Below are 15,630 nucleotides of genomic sequence, written 5' to 3' on the forward strand. Positions count from 1 at the left end.
CCCTTCATTTCCGCCTTCACGCCAGCCCAGGAGCCTTTCCAGAAGCCCGGCAGGTCGCGGGTGATCTGGATCGGCCGATGCGCCGGCGACAGCAGATGCAAGGTCAGCGGAGCGCGCCCGCCGGCGAGGCTGGGATGAGTCGCTAGCCCGTAAAACTCCTGCACCCGCGCGGCGAGGACCGGCCCTTCCGCGCCGCCATAATCGAGCGCGACGGACGAGCCCGCCGGCGTGACGTAGTGGGTCGGCGCCTCTTCTTCCAGTTTTCGTGTAAGGTCCCAAGGCAGTAAAGCCGAGAGGGCAGCGTCAAAATGCTCCGGGCCGATGTCGTTGAGACGGACGCAGCCTTGAATAAAAGGCGCCAGCCAGTTTTCGGGCGAAAGCTTCAGCGCCTCCTCGGTCAGGTCGGGCCAGGGATTGGCCTCTCCCTCACCCGCGTGCGCCCGGCGCAGAAACTCCACGCGCTCGCGAAACTGGTTTTGCGCCTTGCTCCAGTTCAGACGGTCGATCCCGAAAGCGGCGGCGCCGCGCGCGAGAAGTTGCGCGTTTTCCGGCGAGGCGGCGACGGGCAAATTCTGCTCGGCCAGAACCAGCGCGCCGAAGCGGCGCGACGCGCGGCGTCGCAGCGCGCCACTGGAAGGATCGAATCGGGTTTCGTCTTTCGTCTCGATTTTCTCGGCGAACAGCGCCTCGAAATCCGCATCGTGCAGTTCCGCCGCGGCGACAATGCGGCTGGCGCCGGCCCGTCCGATCACTTCGGCGACGGCCAGCATTTTCGCCCTCGCCAACGGAAAATGCGCCTCCACGCTGGCGGCGCGGCCATTGGCCATGAGAAAATCGCCTGGTTTTCCGCGCGCGATGGCGATGCGGTCGGGAAAAGCCAAAGCAACCAGCGCCCCGGTTGAAAGCGCCCGCTTCTCCCCTTTTTCGCCCAGTTCGCGGGCGGAAAACCGCAATTGCCGCGTAAAGCCATGCGCCAGCCGGCGGGCGTCCTTCGCCCGTTGCGAATTATCCCTGACGAAACGCTCGAGCCTGTCGCCAAGATCGGGAGAATCGCCGCCAAGACCTCTTTCTGTGAGGGTGACGGCAAGCTGACAGGCTTCTTCCCCCACGCCGGAGGATTCCGCCTGCAAGGCCATGCAGGCCAACCGGGGCGGCAGCGGCAAATCGCGCATGGCTTTCCCACGAGAAGTGATCGCGCCCTTGGCGTCGAGCGCGCCCAATTCCCGCAACAGCGCCCGCGCCTCCGCCGTCGCCGCGGTTGGCGGCGGATCGAGCCAGGCCAGTTCGGACGGATCGCGAGCCCCCCAGGCGGCGAGATCGAGCAGCAGGCCAGCGAGGTCGGCTGCCAGAATTTCCGGTTGGGCGAAAGCCGGCAGCGAGCCGGTCGCCGCCTCTTCCCACAGGCGATAGCAGACGCCAGGCTGAGTGCGGCCGGCGCGCCCGCGCCGCTGATCGGCGGCCGCGCGCGAAACGCGCAGGGTCTCCAGCCGCGTCAGGCCGAGGTCCGGCTCGAAACGCGGCGCGCGGACGAGGCCGCAATCCACCACCACGCGCACCCCGTCGATGGTGATCGAGGTTTCGGCGATCGAGGTCGCCAGCACGATCTTGCGCCGCCCCGCCGCCGCCGGCTTGATCGCGCGATCCTGCGCGGCGCGGTCCATCGCGCCGTAGAGCGGGCAGACATCCACGGCTGGATCGCGCAGCTTTTCGCCCAGAATGCCGGCAAGACGGGTGATTTCCGCCTGTCCGGGGAGAAAGACCAGCATCGAGCCGCTCTCTTCCGCCAAGGCGCGGAAAATGGCCCGGGCGGCGGCGTCCTCGATTCTTTCCCCCGAATCGCGCCCTAGATAAAGCGTTTCGACTTCGAAGGCGCGGCCTTGCGATTCGACGACAGCAGCGTCTTGCATCAAAGCGGCGACGCGCGCCCCGTCGAGGGTCGCCGACATCACCAGCAGGCGCAGGTCGGGCCGTAGCGCCGCCTGCGCGTCGAGCGCCAGCGCGAGGCCTAGATCGGCGTCGAGCGAGCGTTCGTGAAACTCGTCGAACAGCACGGCCGAGATCCCCTCCAGCGAGGGATCGTCGAGGATCATCCGGGCGAAAACGCCTTCAGTCACCACTTCGACGCGGGTTTTCGGCCCGACCAAAGTCTGCAGGCGCACGCGCAGGCCGATGGTTTCCCCAAGTCCCTCATTGAGCAGGCTGGCCATGCGATCGGCCGCGGCGCGGGCGGCGATGCGGCGCGGCTCCAGCACCACGATTTTTCCGTCGCCCCGCCAGCCAGCGTCAAGCAAAGCCAGGGGAACGCGCGTGGTCTTGCCCGCGCCGGGCGGCGCCACCAGCACCGCGCGGGAGGCATCCGCGAGAATCTGGCCAAGACGCGGCAAAACCTCGTCGATCGGCAAGGCGGCCATCTGGCTGGAGAGAGAGAAAAGTCCCATGTGGCCTCATGCCAGCAAATTTCCGTTGCGACAATCCGGCGACGGCGATCATGACCAACGGCCCTCTTCTCCCACAAGAAAGAAAGGTTTATATGCCATCCTCGGTAGGCTCCCGCTTGGGGCGAAGCCAGGAAAAATTCATGTCGCAAGACGCCGTCCCCGCGCCTGCCGCCCTCAAGACCGGGCAGGAATTCAGCATCCCCTCATCCCCCGCTCCCGAACATCAACCAGAAGGCTTCTGGACCATGATGCTCGGCTCGATGGGCGTGGTTTACGGCGATATCGGCACCAGCCCGCTCTACGCGCTGAAGGCGGCGCTCGACCATATGAAAAGCGCCGGCGGAATCGTCGAATCGGAAGTCGTGGGCATCGTTTCCCTGCTGATCTGGGCGCTGTTCTTCACCGTCACACTGAAATATGTGTTTTTCCTGATGCGCGCCGACAACAAGGGCGAGGGCGGAACCTTGTCGCTGATGGCGCTGGCGCAGAACGCGCTCGGCCGGCGCTCGAAAGTCATCTTCCTGCTCGGCGTGGCCGGAGCGGCCTTGTTTTCCGGCGACGCCATCATCACCCCGGCTATTTCCGTGCTTTCGGCGGTCGAGGGCCTGAATACCGCCTCAACCGCCTTCCAGCCCTATATCCTGCCGATCGCGGTGGTTATTCTGGTTTCGCTTTTTGTCGTCCAGAGCGGCGGCACCGCGAGGGTGGCGACCTTTTTCGGCCCGATCATGGTGGTGTTCTTCGCTTTGCTCGGCATTCTCGGCCTGCTTCATATCGCCGACGCGCCGCGCATCCTGTACGCCTTCAATCCTTTCATCGGACTGCGCTTCCTGTTCGGTCACGGCGCTCAAGGCTTCGTCACCCTCGGCCTGGTGTTCCTGGCGGTGACCGGCGCCGAGGCGCTTTACGCCGATATGGGCCATTTCGGCCGCAAGCCGATCCAGGTGGCCTGGCTGTTTTTCGTGCTGCCGGCCCTGATTTGCAATTATCTCGGCCAGGGCGCGCTGGTGCTCAAGGACCCCGAGGCGATGAAAGACCCCTTCTATCTGATGGCGCCAGCCTGGTCCTTGATTCCCTTCGTCATACTCGCCACGATGGCGACCGTCATCGCCAGCCAGGCGGTCATCACCGGCGCTTTTTCGCTCTCGCGCCAGGCGATCCAGCTCGGCCTGCTGCCGCGTTTCGAAATCCAGCATAAGTCGGCGACCACCGAAGGCCAGATTTTCGTGCCGCGCGTCAATCGCACCTTGCTGATCGGCGTGCTGATGCTGGTGTTCCTGTTTCGCTCCTCCGACAATCTGGCCAACGCCTATGGCATAGCCGTCACCGGCACCATGGTGGTGACCACGAGCCTCGCCTTTTTCGTGGTGTGGAAATTGTGGCGCTGGCCGCTGTATGTCGCCATTCCCTTCATCGGCTTCTTCCTCTCCATCGACCTGGCCTTTCTGGCGGCCAATCTCGTCAAGGTGTTCGAAGGCGGCTGGGTGCCGCTGAGCCTCGGTGCGCTGTCGATGATCGTGATGTGGACCTGGGTGCGCGGCACCGACCTCCTGGCCAAGAAAACCCATCGCGATTCGATCCCGACCGCCGATCTCATCCGCATGCTGGACAAATCCAAGCCGACCCGCGTGCCCGGCACCGCCGTTTTCCTGACCGGCGATCCCAATGTCGCCCCTTCCGCGCTGATGCATAATCTCAAGCACAACAAGGTGCTGCACGAAAGGGTGGTGATCATGAACGTGCTCACCGAGCCGACGCCGCGCGTGACCGAGGCCAATCGTTTCGAGACCGAAAAGCTGTCGCACGATTTTACGCGCGTGACCTTGCACTACGGCTATATGGAGAGCCCGCGCGTACCCGCCGCCATGGCGCTGATGCGCAAATGCGGCGTCAAATTCGACATCATGACCACGTCCTTCTTCCTCGGCAAAAGGACTTTGAAATGTTCGCCGGCTTCCGGCATGCCGCAATGGCAGGACAAGCTGTTCGTCAGCCTGTCGAAACAATCGACCAACGCCACCGACTTCTTCTCGATACCTTCCGACCGCGTCGTCGAACTGGGCGCGCAAGTGACGATCTGATGCTGCCGCCGCCGAAGCCTGAAAGGCTCGGGCAAGCCTTGCCGGATAGAAGATGGTTCTGAGCCGAACCTCATCTTTTTTCCGGGAAGCTTTAATGTCGTTCAGCAAGGGGATAGTCGCCGCCCTCTTTTTGGCCGCTTGCGCTGGCCAGTCGGCCTGGGCGCACGGCTCCTGCGAAGTGGGAGATCTTTGCACCATCGAGGGCGCGCAGTTCGGCTGCAAGGATCCTGCCCTGATCAAGCGCTGGATCGACCTCAATGTCGAGGTGAGCCGGGATGCGGCGGAAAATTTTATCGCCGGCGAGGTCGAGACCGGAATTTGCGCCAGGTTCAAAGAGGGCGACCGTCTGAGAATCGTGCGCTATATCGGCATGAGGCGGCTGGAAGTGCAGCGGCCCAATGAGACCGAACGCTACATCATCCTGTTGAAATAATCCGGCGGCCTATTGGTCAACGGCCACCAAAGACTTAAGCAACGCGCTTTTGCGTGTCCGTCTGGATTGACAAGCCGACGAAAGATCCCAACAAGAGCATGGCCAAAACGCGTCGGCCGTTCGGAAAAGTCTCCGGCTTTTCTCGAACCGGCCTGACGGCTATGGTGATAATATTTCGGGAGCCGGGTCGATGAGCGCGTCGCATTCCTTGCACAAGTCGCATTGGTGGGCCTGGGCGGCGCCGCTCGGCGCCTTGGCGCTGCTGGCTGCGAAATATGGCGGCGTGCTGTACCCAAATGACTCCGCCGTCGTCGTCGTCGCCTCTGTCTTCCTGCTCGCCTCGGTTTTCGCCGCCGTACATCACGCCGAGGTCGTGGCGTTAAAAGTCGGCGAACCTTTCGGCTCCATCCTGCTTGCCGTCGCGGTGACGGTGATCGAAGCGGCGCTGATCGTTTCGATCATGGTTTCCGCGCCGCCCGGGGCTTCGTCGGTGGCGCGCGACACGGTTTTTTCCGCCGTCATCATCGTGCTGAACGGGGTGATCGGGCTCTGCCTGGTCGCCGGAGGCGTCAGGCATCGCGAACTGGCCTTTCGCGTCGAAGGCACCGCCTCCGCATTGAGCGTGCTCGCCACTCTGGCGGTGATGACGCTGGTCCTGCCGAATTTCACCGTCACCAAGCTCGGGCCGCAATATGCGCCGACCCAGCTGATCTTCGTCAGCGCGCTGTCGCTTATCCTCTATGGCGTCTTCGTCTTCGTCCAGTCGGTGCGCCACCGCGATTATTTTCTCGTCGACGAGCCGGCGCCGGCTTTGGCCGATGATTTTGAAGCGGCGCAGGATGAGTCGGAAAATGTGCCTTCGAGCGGCATGACCCTGTTCAGCTCGGTCCTGCTGGTGGCCTCGCTGGTCGCAGTCATCTTGCTGGCGAAAACCCTGTCCCCGGCGCTCGAGCGAGGAATCGCCGCCGTCGGGCTTCCGCCTTCATTCATCGGCGTGGTCATCGCCGCGCTGGTGCTTTTGCCGGAGAGCGGCGCCGCCGTCATCGCCGCCCGCGCCAACCGCATCCAGACCAGTCTCAATCTGGCGCTCGGCTCAGCCATCGCCAGCATCGGCCTGACCATTCCCGTCGTCGCCGCCGTGTCGCTGACCATGGATCAGGATTTGATCCTCGGCCTCGACACGCAGGAAATGGTGCTGTTGGCGCTGACGCTGATCGCCAGCACCCTGACGCTGTCGACAGGACGCGCGACCATTCTCCAGGGCGCCGTGCATCTGGTGATTTTCGGTGTTTTCCTGCTGCTCGCTGCGGTGCCGTAAAGCGACGCAATCAGTGCGACGCCGTTTTCGACAGCAGGTTGATCACCGCCACGCCGGCGACGATGAGGGCGATGCCGGCGATCGCCGGCCCGTCCAGGCTCTGACCGAAAAAGCGCCAGCCGATCAGGGAAATGAAAACGATTCCGACGCCCGACCAGATGGCGTAGGAAATCCCCACGGGAATCGTGTCGAGCGTCAAGGACAGAAAGTAGAAAGCGACGCCATAGCCGAGCACGACCAGCACGGAAGGCGTCAATTGGGTGAATCGCTCGGAGGCTTTCAGCGCTGACGTGGCGCCGATCTCCGCCGATATGGCGACAAGCAGATAGACCCACTTGATCATGGACTCATCCTAAAGGCCGGGCTGAAGAAGCGTCAGCTGGGCCGCCGCCTTACCAGAAGGCGAGAATGCCCGTCGAAAGCGGGTAACCCAGGCCAAGGCCAAGCAAGGCGCCGGCGAGCACGTCGCTGGGATAATGGTGGGCGGTCGCAACCCGCGACCAGGCGAGGCCCACGACCATCAGCACGCTCGAAAACGCCATCGCCGGCCAGAGAATGACGATCGGCGCCAGCACGGCCGACAAGGTCATGGCGTGGCCGCTGGGAAAGGAATGCTCGTCCAGCGTCGAAAGCAGGGACGACAGTTCCGGATCGACCTTGAACGGCCGCCGGCGTTGATAGCGATTCTTGATCAGCGGATAGAGGCAATGCATCACGCCGGCGTTGACGCCCGCCAGCAGGATGATGCGAGAGCCGCGCGCGGCCCCCCATCGGGAGAAGAGGAGAGCGGCGAGAAACATGTAAAACCAGCCATTGCCGAGCTTGCTGATGGCGATGGCGCTGAGCCGCGCGACCGGCCTTCTCGCCGTGCGCGAAATGATTCGCACCGCCTCCAGATCGGCCTCCTGCAAGGTCTCGATCCAGCCCGACGCGCGCCGGGCCAGGTTCTTGCGCCAAATGAAAAGGCTCGCGCCGGACCGGGTTTCCGAAGCCATCGAGATGGCCGCTTCGGCGGGATTTTGACGTCCCGACAACTCAATGCCCTTGTTGCCTGGCGTCCGAACGGACGGCGTGGTGTCGAAAGTCCGAATGGTCGTTTTCCTTGTCATCGAGACAGCGGCGTCATTTCGGTCCTGGGTCGAATGTAACATAGCATAGGGTAAGCGCTCGTTTCCCAAAAATTCCTGAGCTTGAGCGAACACCTCAGCCTTATGACTCTTTTGCAACGCTTTGATGTCCCCGCCAAGGCGCGGCTTGGCCCGCCGGACAACGGCCCAGCAGACCCTCTCGCGAAGTTGGGGATACTCGGCGGTTCCGCCCTGTGACAGCCAATGCGGGTGAAGTGACCCATGCCGCCTCCGATAGCGACCAGGCCACGGCAAGGGTCGCCGCGATTTACGGAGCGCTATCGGGGCAAGCCAGCCAATTAGGGGAAACGATCTCCCGTTTTGTCATCAAAGCCAGGGAAGTAGCGAACGGGAGCGCGGCGCAAGCGAAAGCCCCAAGGCGTGACTTCCGAGGCAGTCGCCGCATGACGCCTGATCGCGCTGACCGGCCGAGCGCTGGTTTTTCCAGCAACTCGAAGGCTTTGGGAATGGTGGGCGCGACAGGGATCGAACCTGTGACCCCTACGATGTCAACGCATGCGGTGATTCAAGCTTCTCCCTAGACTATGTATATTAACACCTTCGAATATGAAAGAATTTCGTTTGTCTAACTGAGCGGCCGCCCGGCGTAAACGCCGCCGCGCGCCAGCAGCGCGAAGACGATGCGCGCCAGCTTGTTGGCCAGCGCCACCGCAGTCAGCTTGAACTTGTGTTTGGCGTCCTTGCGCGCCAGCAGCCGGTCGGCCCAGACGCGCAGAGCGTCCTTGTGGCCCTTGCGATGGCACAGCACCGCGCAGGCCCCGCCACCAGCAATTTGCGCAAGTAACGGTCGCTCATTTTGGTGATGCGGCCGAGCTTCTCCTTGCCGCCGCTCGAATGCTGACGCGGCGTCAGGCCGAGAAAAGCGGCGAACTCACGGCCCGAGGCGAAGCCGCCGTCAGGCGGGCCAAATACCCCTCACGCGGGCGGGGTCGCAAGTCTCTTCAATTTTTCGCGGCGCCACTCGCCCGAAATGAGCCGGAGTTTGGCGTTGGTCAACCCCGAACCCCGTGTCCGGCCCGACACTTATGCCGAATACCTCGTACTATGCTCGTTTATTCAGGCGGGTGTGGGGGACGTTTCTTCGACATTCAAATGTTTCGGTCCGCGAAAGCGGGGGAACTTCATTGTGCATTTAGTGTTGGGCGACTAAGCCCTTCGGAGATTGCTTCGATGCGACAATCGCTCGAACCGACACCAGACCCTGGCTGGATAATCGCCCATGAAGGTTACAATGTCCTAACCGAGAACGCAGTGGAATCCCGCTTTGCCTTCGGCAATGGTTTCCTGGGGATGCGCGCCGCCCTCGCGGGGGGCCGTGGTCCATCCTGGCTGAGCTGGCTAGGCGGCGTGAGATGGCGCTCCTGGCCGCGCTGCTACGTTGCGGGCCTGTTTGATATTCCTAACACTGAGCCGCCGGTGCCCGCGCTGGCGCCTGTCGCCGACTGGTCGCGCGTACTGATAACTCTGAACGGAAAACCGTTGCTGGCGCACGAGGGTCAGATGCTCAGGGGCATTCGCACACTCGACCTTCGCCGTGGCCTGCTTTTGTCAGCCTGGACACATTGCACCCCCGCAGGCGTTACCACTTCTGGGCGCGGGTTGGCTCTCCTCTCGCTGGCGGATCGCGCGGCGGGGCTGCAGTTGTTGCGGGCTGAGCTTGACCGGGATGGCGTCGACGTGAAGTTGGAGGCAACTTTCGCGATGGCCAGCCTCGACGTGAAGCCGATGCTGCTTGAGCAGGACCTTGGCTCTTGGCGTACGGAGGTCACTGGCAAGGGCGTGGCGATGGCAGGCGCCGCGACGTTGCGATTGGGTGGCAAACTGCGGGAACCCGAGCGTCCGTTTCCGCTCCTCTGGGTTTGGAGCTGGCGCTCTATAGCCGGGCAGGTGATCGAACTTGACCGCATGGTCGCGGTTGCGCGAGCCGGCAACCCAGAGGACGATCCCGCTCCGCGTGCCGCCGCCGCACTGGAACGCAGCCGTTTGCTGGGCTGGCGCGCTGTCCTGGCTGCGCACGAGGCCGCCTGGAACGCACGCTGGACTGCGAGCGATATCGTCATTGAGGGTGACGATGCGATGCAGCGGGCCCTGCGTTTTGCTGTGTACCATTTGACCAGCGCGGCCAACCCAGAGGACGAGCACGTCTCGATAGGCGCCCGCGGACTCACTGGCGACGCCTATTTCGGGCACGTTTTCTGGGACACCGAGATCTACCTGCTTCCATTCTATATTGCGGTCTGGCCGGAAGCGGCGCGGGCGCTTCTCATGTACCGCTTTCACACATTGCCGGCCGCGCGCGCAAAGGCGGCCCAGGCGGGTTACAGAGGGGCGCTCTATGCCTGGGAATCCGCCGACACTGGAGAGGAGACGACACCGGAGCACGTGGTAGGAGCCGACGGCGCCATCGTCGAGATTTTGACTGGCAAGATGGAGCACCACATTAGTGCCGACATCGCCTATGCCGTTTGGCAGTACTGGCGCGCCACCGGGGACGATGAGTTCTTTCTCGGCGCAGGGGCGGAGATCTTGCTTGAGACGGCCCGGTTCTGGGCTTGCCGGGGCATAGCGGAGCCGGATGGCAAGCGGCACATCCGCCACGTGATCGGGCCGGACGAATATCATGAGGATGTGGATGACAACGCCTTCACGAATGTCATGGCGCGATGGAACATCGCCCGTGCGCTAGAAGCCTTAGAACTGTTGCAAGCGGGCTGGCCTGAGCGGGCCGCCGTGCTCCGGCGAAAGCTTTCGCTTGGCGATGACGAGCTGGCGGACTGGCGCGACGCTGTCGCTCGCCTCGTAACTGGCCTTGACCCTGCTACGGGCATTTATCAGCAGTTTGCAGGCTTTAATGCGCTGGACCCTCTCGACCTCGCTGCCTACGCAGGCGCCAATATGCCGATCGACGTGGTGATCAAACGCCAGCGCACGCAGCGCTCGCAGGTGGTGAAGCAGGCTGACGTTGTGGCGCTTATTGCTCTGTTACCCAAAGAATTCCCCGGCGAATTGGCGGAGAGAAATTTTCGCTATTACGAGCCGAAATGCGCTCACGGCAGTTCGCTCAGCACCTCGATGCACGGGTTGGTCGCCGCGCGCCTGGGGGATGCTGAGATGGCTTTGCGTTACCTTCACAAGACCGCTGCCCTCGACCTTGATCTTGACCCGAACAGCGCCGGTGGCGTGCGCATCGCAGGGCTGGGCGGGATGTGGCAGACGGTAATGCTCGGATTCGGCGGCGTGGATCTGATGGGTGATATACTGGAAATCAACCCTAAGGTCCCCCCCCAATGGCGCAGCCTATCGTTCCGGTTATGCTGGAAAGGGCGGGTTGTGGCGATCCGGATTGCTGGCGGCGCCCTGCAGGCAACGCTGGTCCAGGGCGAGGCGATGGACATACGGATCGCAGGGGCTACGCACAAATTGACGGCGGGTATGCTGCAAGTATCGATCTAAGAAATTACCCGCCTAGCTCTTGTCCCTAAACGAAGTTTTGTGACCGCGCATATGAACTCAGTAAACGGTGGCCGGCGTCGCCGTGAATTACGAGACAATGAAACGGGCGCTCAGCCTGCGCCGCGCACATAAGGCTTAGCCTTAAGGACGAGATCATGGGAGACCAGATGGCAAGCGTGCTTTCGGACAAGGAGCGGTCATCGATCAACGCTTTTTGGCGGGCTGCCAATTACCTTTCCGTTGGCCAGATCTATCTCTACGACAACCCGTTGCTCAAAGAGCCCCTATCCGAGGAACACATCAAGCCGCGGCTCCTCGGGCATTGGGGAACCACTCCGGGCTTGAACTTCATCTATGTCCATCTGAACCGGATGATAAAGAAACATGACCTGAACATGATCTATATCACCGGCCCGGGCCATGGCGGGCCTGGCTTGGTTGCCAACGCCTATCTCGAAGGAACCTACAGCGAGGTTTATCCAGATATTCCCGCCAACGAGGCAGGCATGAAGCGCTTGTTCAAGCAGTTCTCCTTTCCTGGCGGTATTCCCAGCCACGTGGCGGCGGAGACCCCTGGCTCGATCCATGAGGGCGGCGAATTGGGGTACGCGCTCTCTCATGCCTACGGCGCCGCATTCGACAACCCTGATCTGATCGTAGCCTGCGTGGTCGGGGACGGAGAGGCGGAGACGGGGCCGTTGGCGACCAGTTGGCATTCGAACAAGTTTCTGAACCCTGCCGCGGACGGCGCCGTTCTGCCAATCTTGCATCTGAACGGGTACAAAATCGCCAACCCCACAGTGCTGGCCCGGATCAGCCACGAGGAGCTCGACCAACTATTCCACGGATACGGCTATACGCCGTATGTCGTCGAAGGAAGCGATCCGGAAGAGATGCACGAACTCATGGCGGCCACGCTGGAGACCGTCTTGGGCGACATCCAACGTATCAAGATGGAAGCACGCAATGGCTTCCGGGAGCGTCCGCGCTGGCCGATGATCATCCTGCGCACACCAAAAGGCTGGACCTGCCCGAAGGAAATCGATGGCCGGCGCACCGAGGACTACTGGCGCTCCCATCAGGTGCCCATGGGCGAGATGCACAATAACCCGGAGCACGTACGCATCCTTGAAAAGTGGATGAAAAGCTACCGGCCGGAGGAGCTTTTCGACGGCGATGGCCGCCTCCGGCCGGAACTGGCCGAACTTCCGCCTCGCGGTACGCGGCGCATGAGCGCAAACCCGCACGCAAATGGCGGGCTGCTGCTGCGCGACCTCCGGCTTCCCGAATTTCGCGATTACGCGGTGGAAGTTGCAGCACCGGGCGCGGCCACGGCGGAGTCCACCCGCGTCATGGGCCGGTTTCTTCGCGATGTCATGAAACTGAATATGGAATCGCGCAACTTCCGGCTTTTCAGTCCCGACGAGAACAACTCAAACCGCTGGCAGGATGTACTTGAGGTTACCAACCGCGCCTGGGTCGCAGACACCTATCCTTGGGACGACCATCTCGCTCCTGACGGCAGGGTCATGGAAATGCTCAGCGAACATCAATGCCAGGGCTGGCTAGAGGGCTATCTGATGACCGGCCGGCACGGCTTTTTCTCGTGCTACGAGGCATTTATTCATATCGTCGACTCGATGTTCAACCAGCACGCCAAGTGGTTGAAGGTGTGCAATCATATCGGCTGGCGACGACCAATCGCCTCGCTTAACTATCTGCTGTCCAGTCATGTTTGGCGTCAGGATCACAACGGCTTCAGCCACCAGGATCCCGGCTTCATCGACCATGTGGTCAACAAGAAGGCCGAAGTCGTCCGTGTTTACCTGCCCCCCGACGCCAATTGCTTGCTTTGGGTGACCGACCTTTGCCTGCGCAGCCGCAATCTCGTCAATGTCATCGTGGCCGGCAAGCAGCCGGCGCCGCAATGGCTGACCATGGATGAGGCGATCAAGCATTGCGAGTCTGGTCTCGGGATTTGGGGATGGGCCAGCAACGACCGGGATCATGAGCCGGACGTCGTGATGGCCTGCTGCGGAGACGTGCCAACGCTGGAGACGCTCGCCGCCGTGGACCTGCTCCGCCGTCACGCTCCCGAATTGAGGGTGCGGGTCATTAATGTTGTAAACCTGATGAAGCTGCAGCCGGAGGCCGAGCACCCGAATGGTCTGCCTGACAGGGATTTCGATCAACTGTTCACCACGGACAAGCCCATCATTTTTGCCTTCCACGGCTATCCGTGGCTCATTCACCGGCTGACCTATCGCCGGAACGGCCATAAGAACCTCCATGTGCGCGGCTACAAGGAAGAGGGCGCCACAAGTACACCCTTCGACATGTGCGTACGGAACGATCTCGACCGCTTCCATCTGGTGGAAGACGTGATCGATCGGGTGCCGAAGCTCGGCTCGCGCGCCGCTTACGCCAAGCAGGCGATCCGCGATATGCTCATCGAGCATAAGGAATACATTGCCCGCTACGGCGACGACATGCCCGATATCGCCGGCTGGAGTTGGGGCCGGGAAGCCAAATCCGCAGCAGTGCGCTCGACGGCGGCGGACAACCTGTGAGACGCTGAGAGGCAAGCGTGACCTTATATGCCATCAGGCATGGTGAGACGGCCTGGAGCTTGAGCGGGAAGCACACGGGCGTGACTGACATCCCGTTGACTGCTGAGGGCCGGCGGCGGGCCGAAGCGTTGCGGCCCGTGCTGGCCAAGGAAACCTTCTCCCTCGTTCTGGTTAGCCCGCTGCGGCGCGCTCGTGAGACCTCCACGCTGGCTGGGCTTGATGAAAGTGCGGCCGTCGACCCGGATTTGATGGAGTGGAACTACGGCGAGTATGAGGGGCTGACGCCCAAGCAGATTCATGACGTGACGCAGGACTGGATGATCTTCCGGGACGGATGCCCTGGCGGCGAGACGCCAGAGCAGGTTGGCGTTCGCGCGGATCGCGTCATTGCCCGCGCGCGCGCCGTCCGCGGTAACGTTGCGCTGTTCGCGCACGGGCACGTACTGCGCGTGCTGGCGGCGCGATGGATCGGCCTTCCCACTGAGGGCGGACAGCATTTCTTGCTAGATACGGGAGGGCTTTGCGTTCTCGACTACTACGATGATGTACCTGCCATAAAGCTCTGGAACGGACCTCAGGTCAGCGCCGCGATGGGCGGCTGGTCTGCTGCTCCGCCGATCACAGCAGAGCGAGCAGCGCAGCAGCCTGTGAGCAAGTGCGCGATCAAACGCGAAAAATACGACGCCGTCCTGCTCGACCTCGACGGCGTTATCACCAACACCGCCAGCATCCATGCGGCGTGCTGGAAACAGATGTTCGACGAATTTCTTCAGAAGCGTCGAATTCAGAGAGGCGACGCGTTCCGTCCCTTCGATCTCGACTCGGACTACCGGCTTTACGTTGATGGAAAGCCTCGCTTCGATGGCGTCCGGGATTTTCTCAGGTCACGCGGAATCACCCTCCCCGAAGGAAATCCGGACGATCCTCCCAAGGCCGAAACAGTCGCCGCGCTCGGAAACCGCAAGAACGCCTTGGTCGGCAGGATCATAGAAGACATGGGGGTGCAGCCTTACGAAGGGACAGTGAAATTAATTCACTCCTTGCGCCGTCAAGGATTCAAGATCGCCGTCGTCACCTCGAGCGAAAACTGCACGGCGGTCCTTAGGACAGCCAAGCTGGACGCCTCCTTCGACGTCCAGGTCGACGGCCATGTGATTCATGCCCAGCACCTGGCGGGAAAACCCGCGCCGGACACATATTTATTGGCGGCAAAGCTGCTCGGGGTCGAGCCGGCGCGGGCGATTGTCGTCGAGGATGCCATATCGGGAGTCGAGGCCGGGTTTAACGGGCATTTTGGGCTTGTGATCGGTGTCGCGCGCAAGGGGAACGCTGAGGAGCTTCGGCAGCATGGCGCGCAGCTGGTGGTAAACGATCTTGGCGAACTGGTTGACTGACCGATGCTCCACCATAAACACCTCAGGCCGCCTCCCCGGAATTATCCGGCAGACGAATGGAACGTCATCGAAAAAGGTTTTCACCCCGAGTTCCTCGCCCAGCTTGAAACGGTGTTTACGCTTAGTAACGGATATATCGGCATCCGCGGTTGTCCCGAGGAAGGAGGTCCCAGCGCGGAAAATAGCACCCTCATCAACGGGTTCTACGAAACATGGCCGATTATCTATCCAGAAGAAGCCTACGGCTTTGCCAAAACCGGCCAGACCATCGTTAACGTGGCCGACAGCAAGATTATCAAGCTCTTCATCGATGACGAGCCCTTTTGGCTGCCCAATTCAAACCTCTTAAGCTTTGACCGGCGCCTCAACATGAAGTCCGGAACTCTCGACCGGGACATCCTCTGGGAGACGCCCGCGGGAAAACAAGTGCTGATTTCATCGCGCCGCTTGGTCTCCTTCGCCAACAGGCACGTGGCCGCTGTCTCTTACCGTGTGACGCTCCTGAACGCGCCAGCCTCGCTCGTGATCTCTTCGGAGATGGCAGTGAATGAACAGGTTGCCCGCGCGAATGCTGATGATCCGCGGCAAACGAGGACCCTTGCAGGCCGGACACTCCATCACCGGGCCGGCTATGCGAAAGACCGCCGGATCGTGCTGTGCCATGCCACCGAGAAAAGCTGCCTGAGCTTCACATCTGCCATCGATCATAGGCTGGAGACCCAGTGCACGCATTCCCACAAGGTTTCGCATACCGAAGACTTTGGCCAGGTTGCTTTTACAATCGAGGCTCGGCCT

8 protein-coding genes and 4 pseudogenes are annotated in these 15,630 nt (G+C 62.0%); 8 read left to right on the forward strand and 4 right to left on the reverse strand.

Features of this window, described 5'->3' with window-relative positions; all coding sequences use genetic code 11:
* A partial coding sequence (gene hrpB / locus ACLP2E_RS03365; RefSeq protein WP_442465149.1) for an ATP-dependent helicase HrpB occupies positions 1 to 2,438 on the reverse strand: 2,438 nt, incomplete at its 3' end.
* 140 nt (positions 2,439 to 2,578) lie between these two features.
* On the opposite strand from hrpB, the gene ACLP2E_RS03370 reads away from it, so the two are divergent.
* The 3 genes from ACLP2E_RS03370 (at position 2,579) to ACLP2E_RS03380 (ending at position 6,270) form a co-directional block, all read left to right on the forward strand.
* Complete coding sequence (locus tag ACLP2E_RS03370) at positions 2,579 to 4,519, forward strand: potassium transporter Kup (protein ID WP_442462156.1); 1,941 nt, start codon at positions 2,579 to 2,581, stop codon at positions 4,517 to 4,519.
* A 94-nt stretch (positions 4,520 to 4,613) separates the two neighbouring features.
* The gene (locus ACLP2E_RS03375) at positions 4,614 to 4,952 is read left to right on the forward strand and encodes a hypothetical protein (protein ID WP_442462155.1); all 339 of its coding nucleotides are present in this window, start codon (positions 4,614 to 4,616) and stop codon (positions 4,950 to 4,952) included.
* Between the two features lie 190 nt (positions 4,953 to 5,142).
* Positions 5,143 to 6,270: a calcium:proton antiporter gene (locus ACLP2E_RS03380; RefSeq protein ID WP_442465150.1), complete on the forward strand. Its 1,128-nt coding sequence runs from the start codon at positions 5,143 to 5,145 to the stop codon at positions 6,268 to 6,270.
* Between the two features lie 10 nt (positions 6,271 to 6,280).
* On the opposite strand, the gene ACLP2E_RS03385 is transcribed toward ACLP2E_RS03380, so the two are convergent.
* The 3 genes and pseudogenes from ACLP2E_RS03385 to ACLP2E_RS03395 form a co-directional block, all read right to left on the reverse strand.
* Positions 6,281 to 6,613: a DMT family transporter gene (locus tag ACLP2E_RS03385; protein ID WP_442463313.1), complete on the reverse strand. Its 333-nt coding sequence runs from the start codon at positions 6,611 to 6,613 to the stop codon at positions 6,281 to 6,283.
* Positions 6,614 to 6,662: 49 nt separating this feature from the next.
* Positions 6,663 to 7,265, reverse strand: coding sequence for a phosphatase PAP2 family protein (locus ACLP2E_RS03390; protein ID WP_442463314.1), 603 nt, complete (start codon positions 7,263 to 7,265; stop codon positions 6,663 to 6,665).
* A 718-nt stretch (positions 7,266 to 7,983) separates the two neighbouring features.
* Positions 7,984 to 8,306, reverse strand: a pseudogene (locus ACLP2E_RS03395) (transposase); the annotation flags it as partial.
* Between the two features lie 282 nt (positions 8,307 to 8,588).
* Here ACLP2E_RS03395 and ACLP2E_RS03400 point away from each other — a divergent pair.
* From ACLP2E_RS03400 to ACLP2E_RS03420, 5 genes and pseudogenes are all read left to right on the forward strand, one after another.
* Positions 8,589 to 10,871, forward strand: coding sequence for a glycosyl hydrolase family 65 protein (locus tag ACLP2E_RS03400; protein WP_442465151.1), 2,283 nt, complete (start codon positions 8,589 to 8,591; stop codon positions 10,869 to 10,871).
* 155 nt (positions 10,872 to 11,026) lie between these two features.
* The gene (locus tag ACLP2E_RS03405; protein ID WP_442465152.1) at positions 11,027 to 13,441 is read left to right on the forward strand and encodes a phosphoketolase family protein; all 2,415 of its coding nucleotides are present in this window, start codon (positions 11,027 to 11,029) and stop codon (positions 13,439 to 13,441) included.
* Positions 13,442 to 13,458: 17 nt separating this feature from the next.
* Positions 13,459 to 14,013: pseudogene (locus ACLP2E_RS03410) on the forward strand (histidine phosphatase family protein); the annotation flags it as partial.
* Between the two features lie 117 nt (positions 14,014 to 14,130).
* Positions 14,131 to 14,835 (forward strand): annotated as a pseudogene (locus tag ACLP2E_RS03415) (HAD family hydrolase); the annotation flags it as partial.
* Between the two features lie 3 nt (positions 14,836 to 14,838).
* Positions 14,839 to 15,630, forward strand: a pseudogene (locus ACLP2E_RS03420) (glycoside hydrolase family 65 protein); the annotation flags it as partial.

The organism is Rhodoblastus sp. (assembly GCF_052145335.1).
Taxonomy (GTDB): domain Bacteria; phylum Pseudomonadota; class Alphaproteobacteria; order Rhizobiales; family Beijerinckiaceae; genus Rhodoblastus.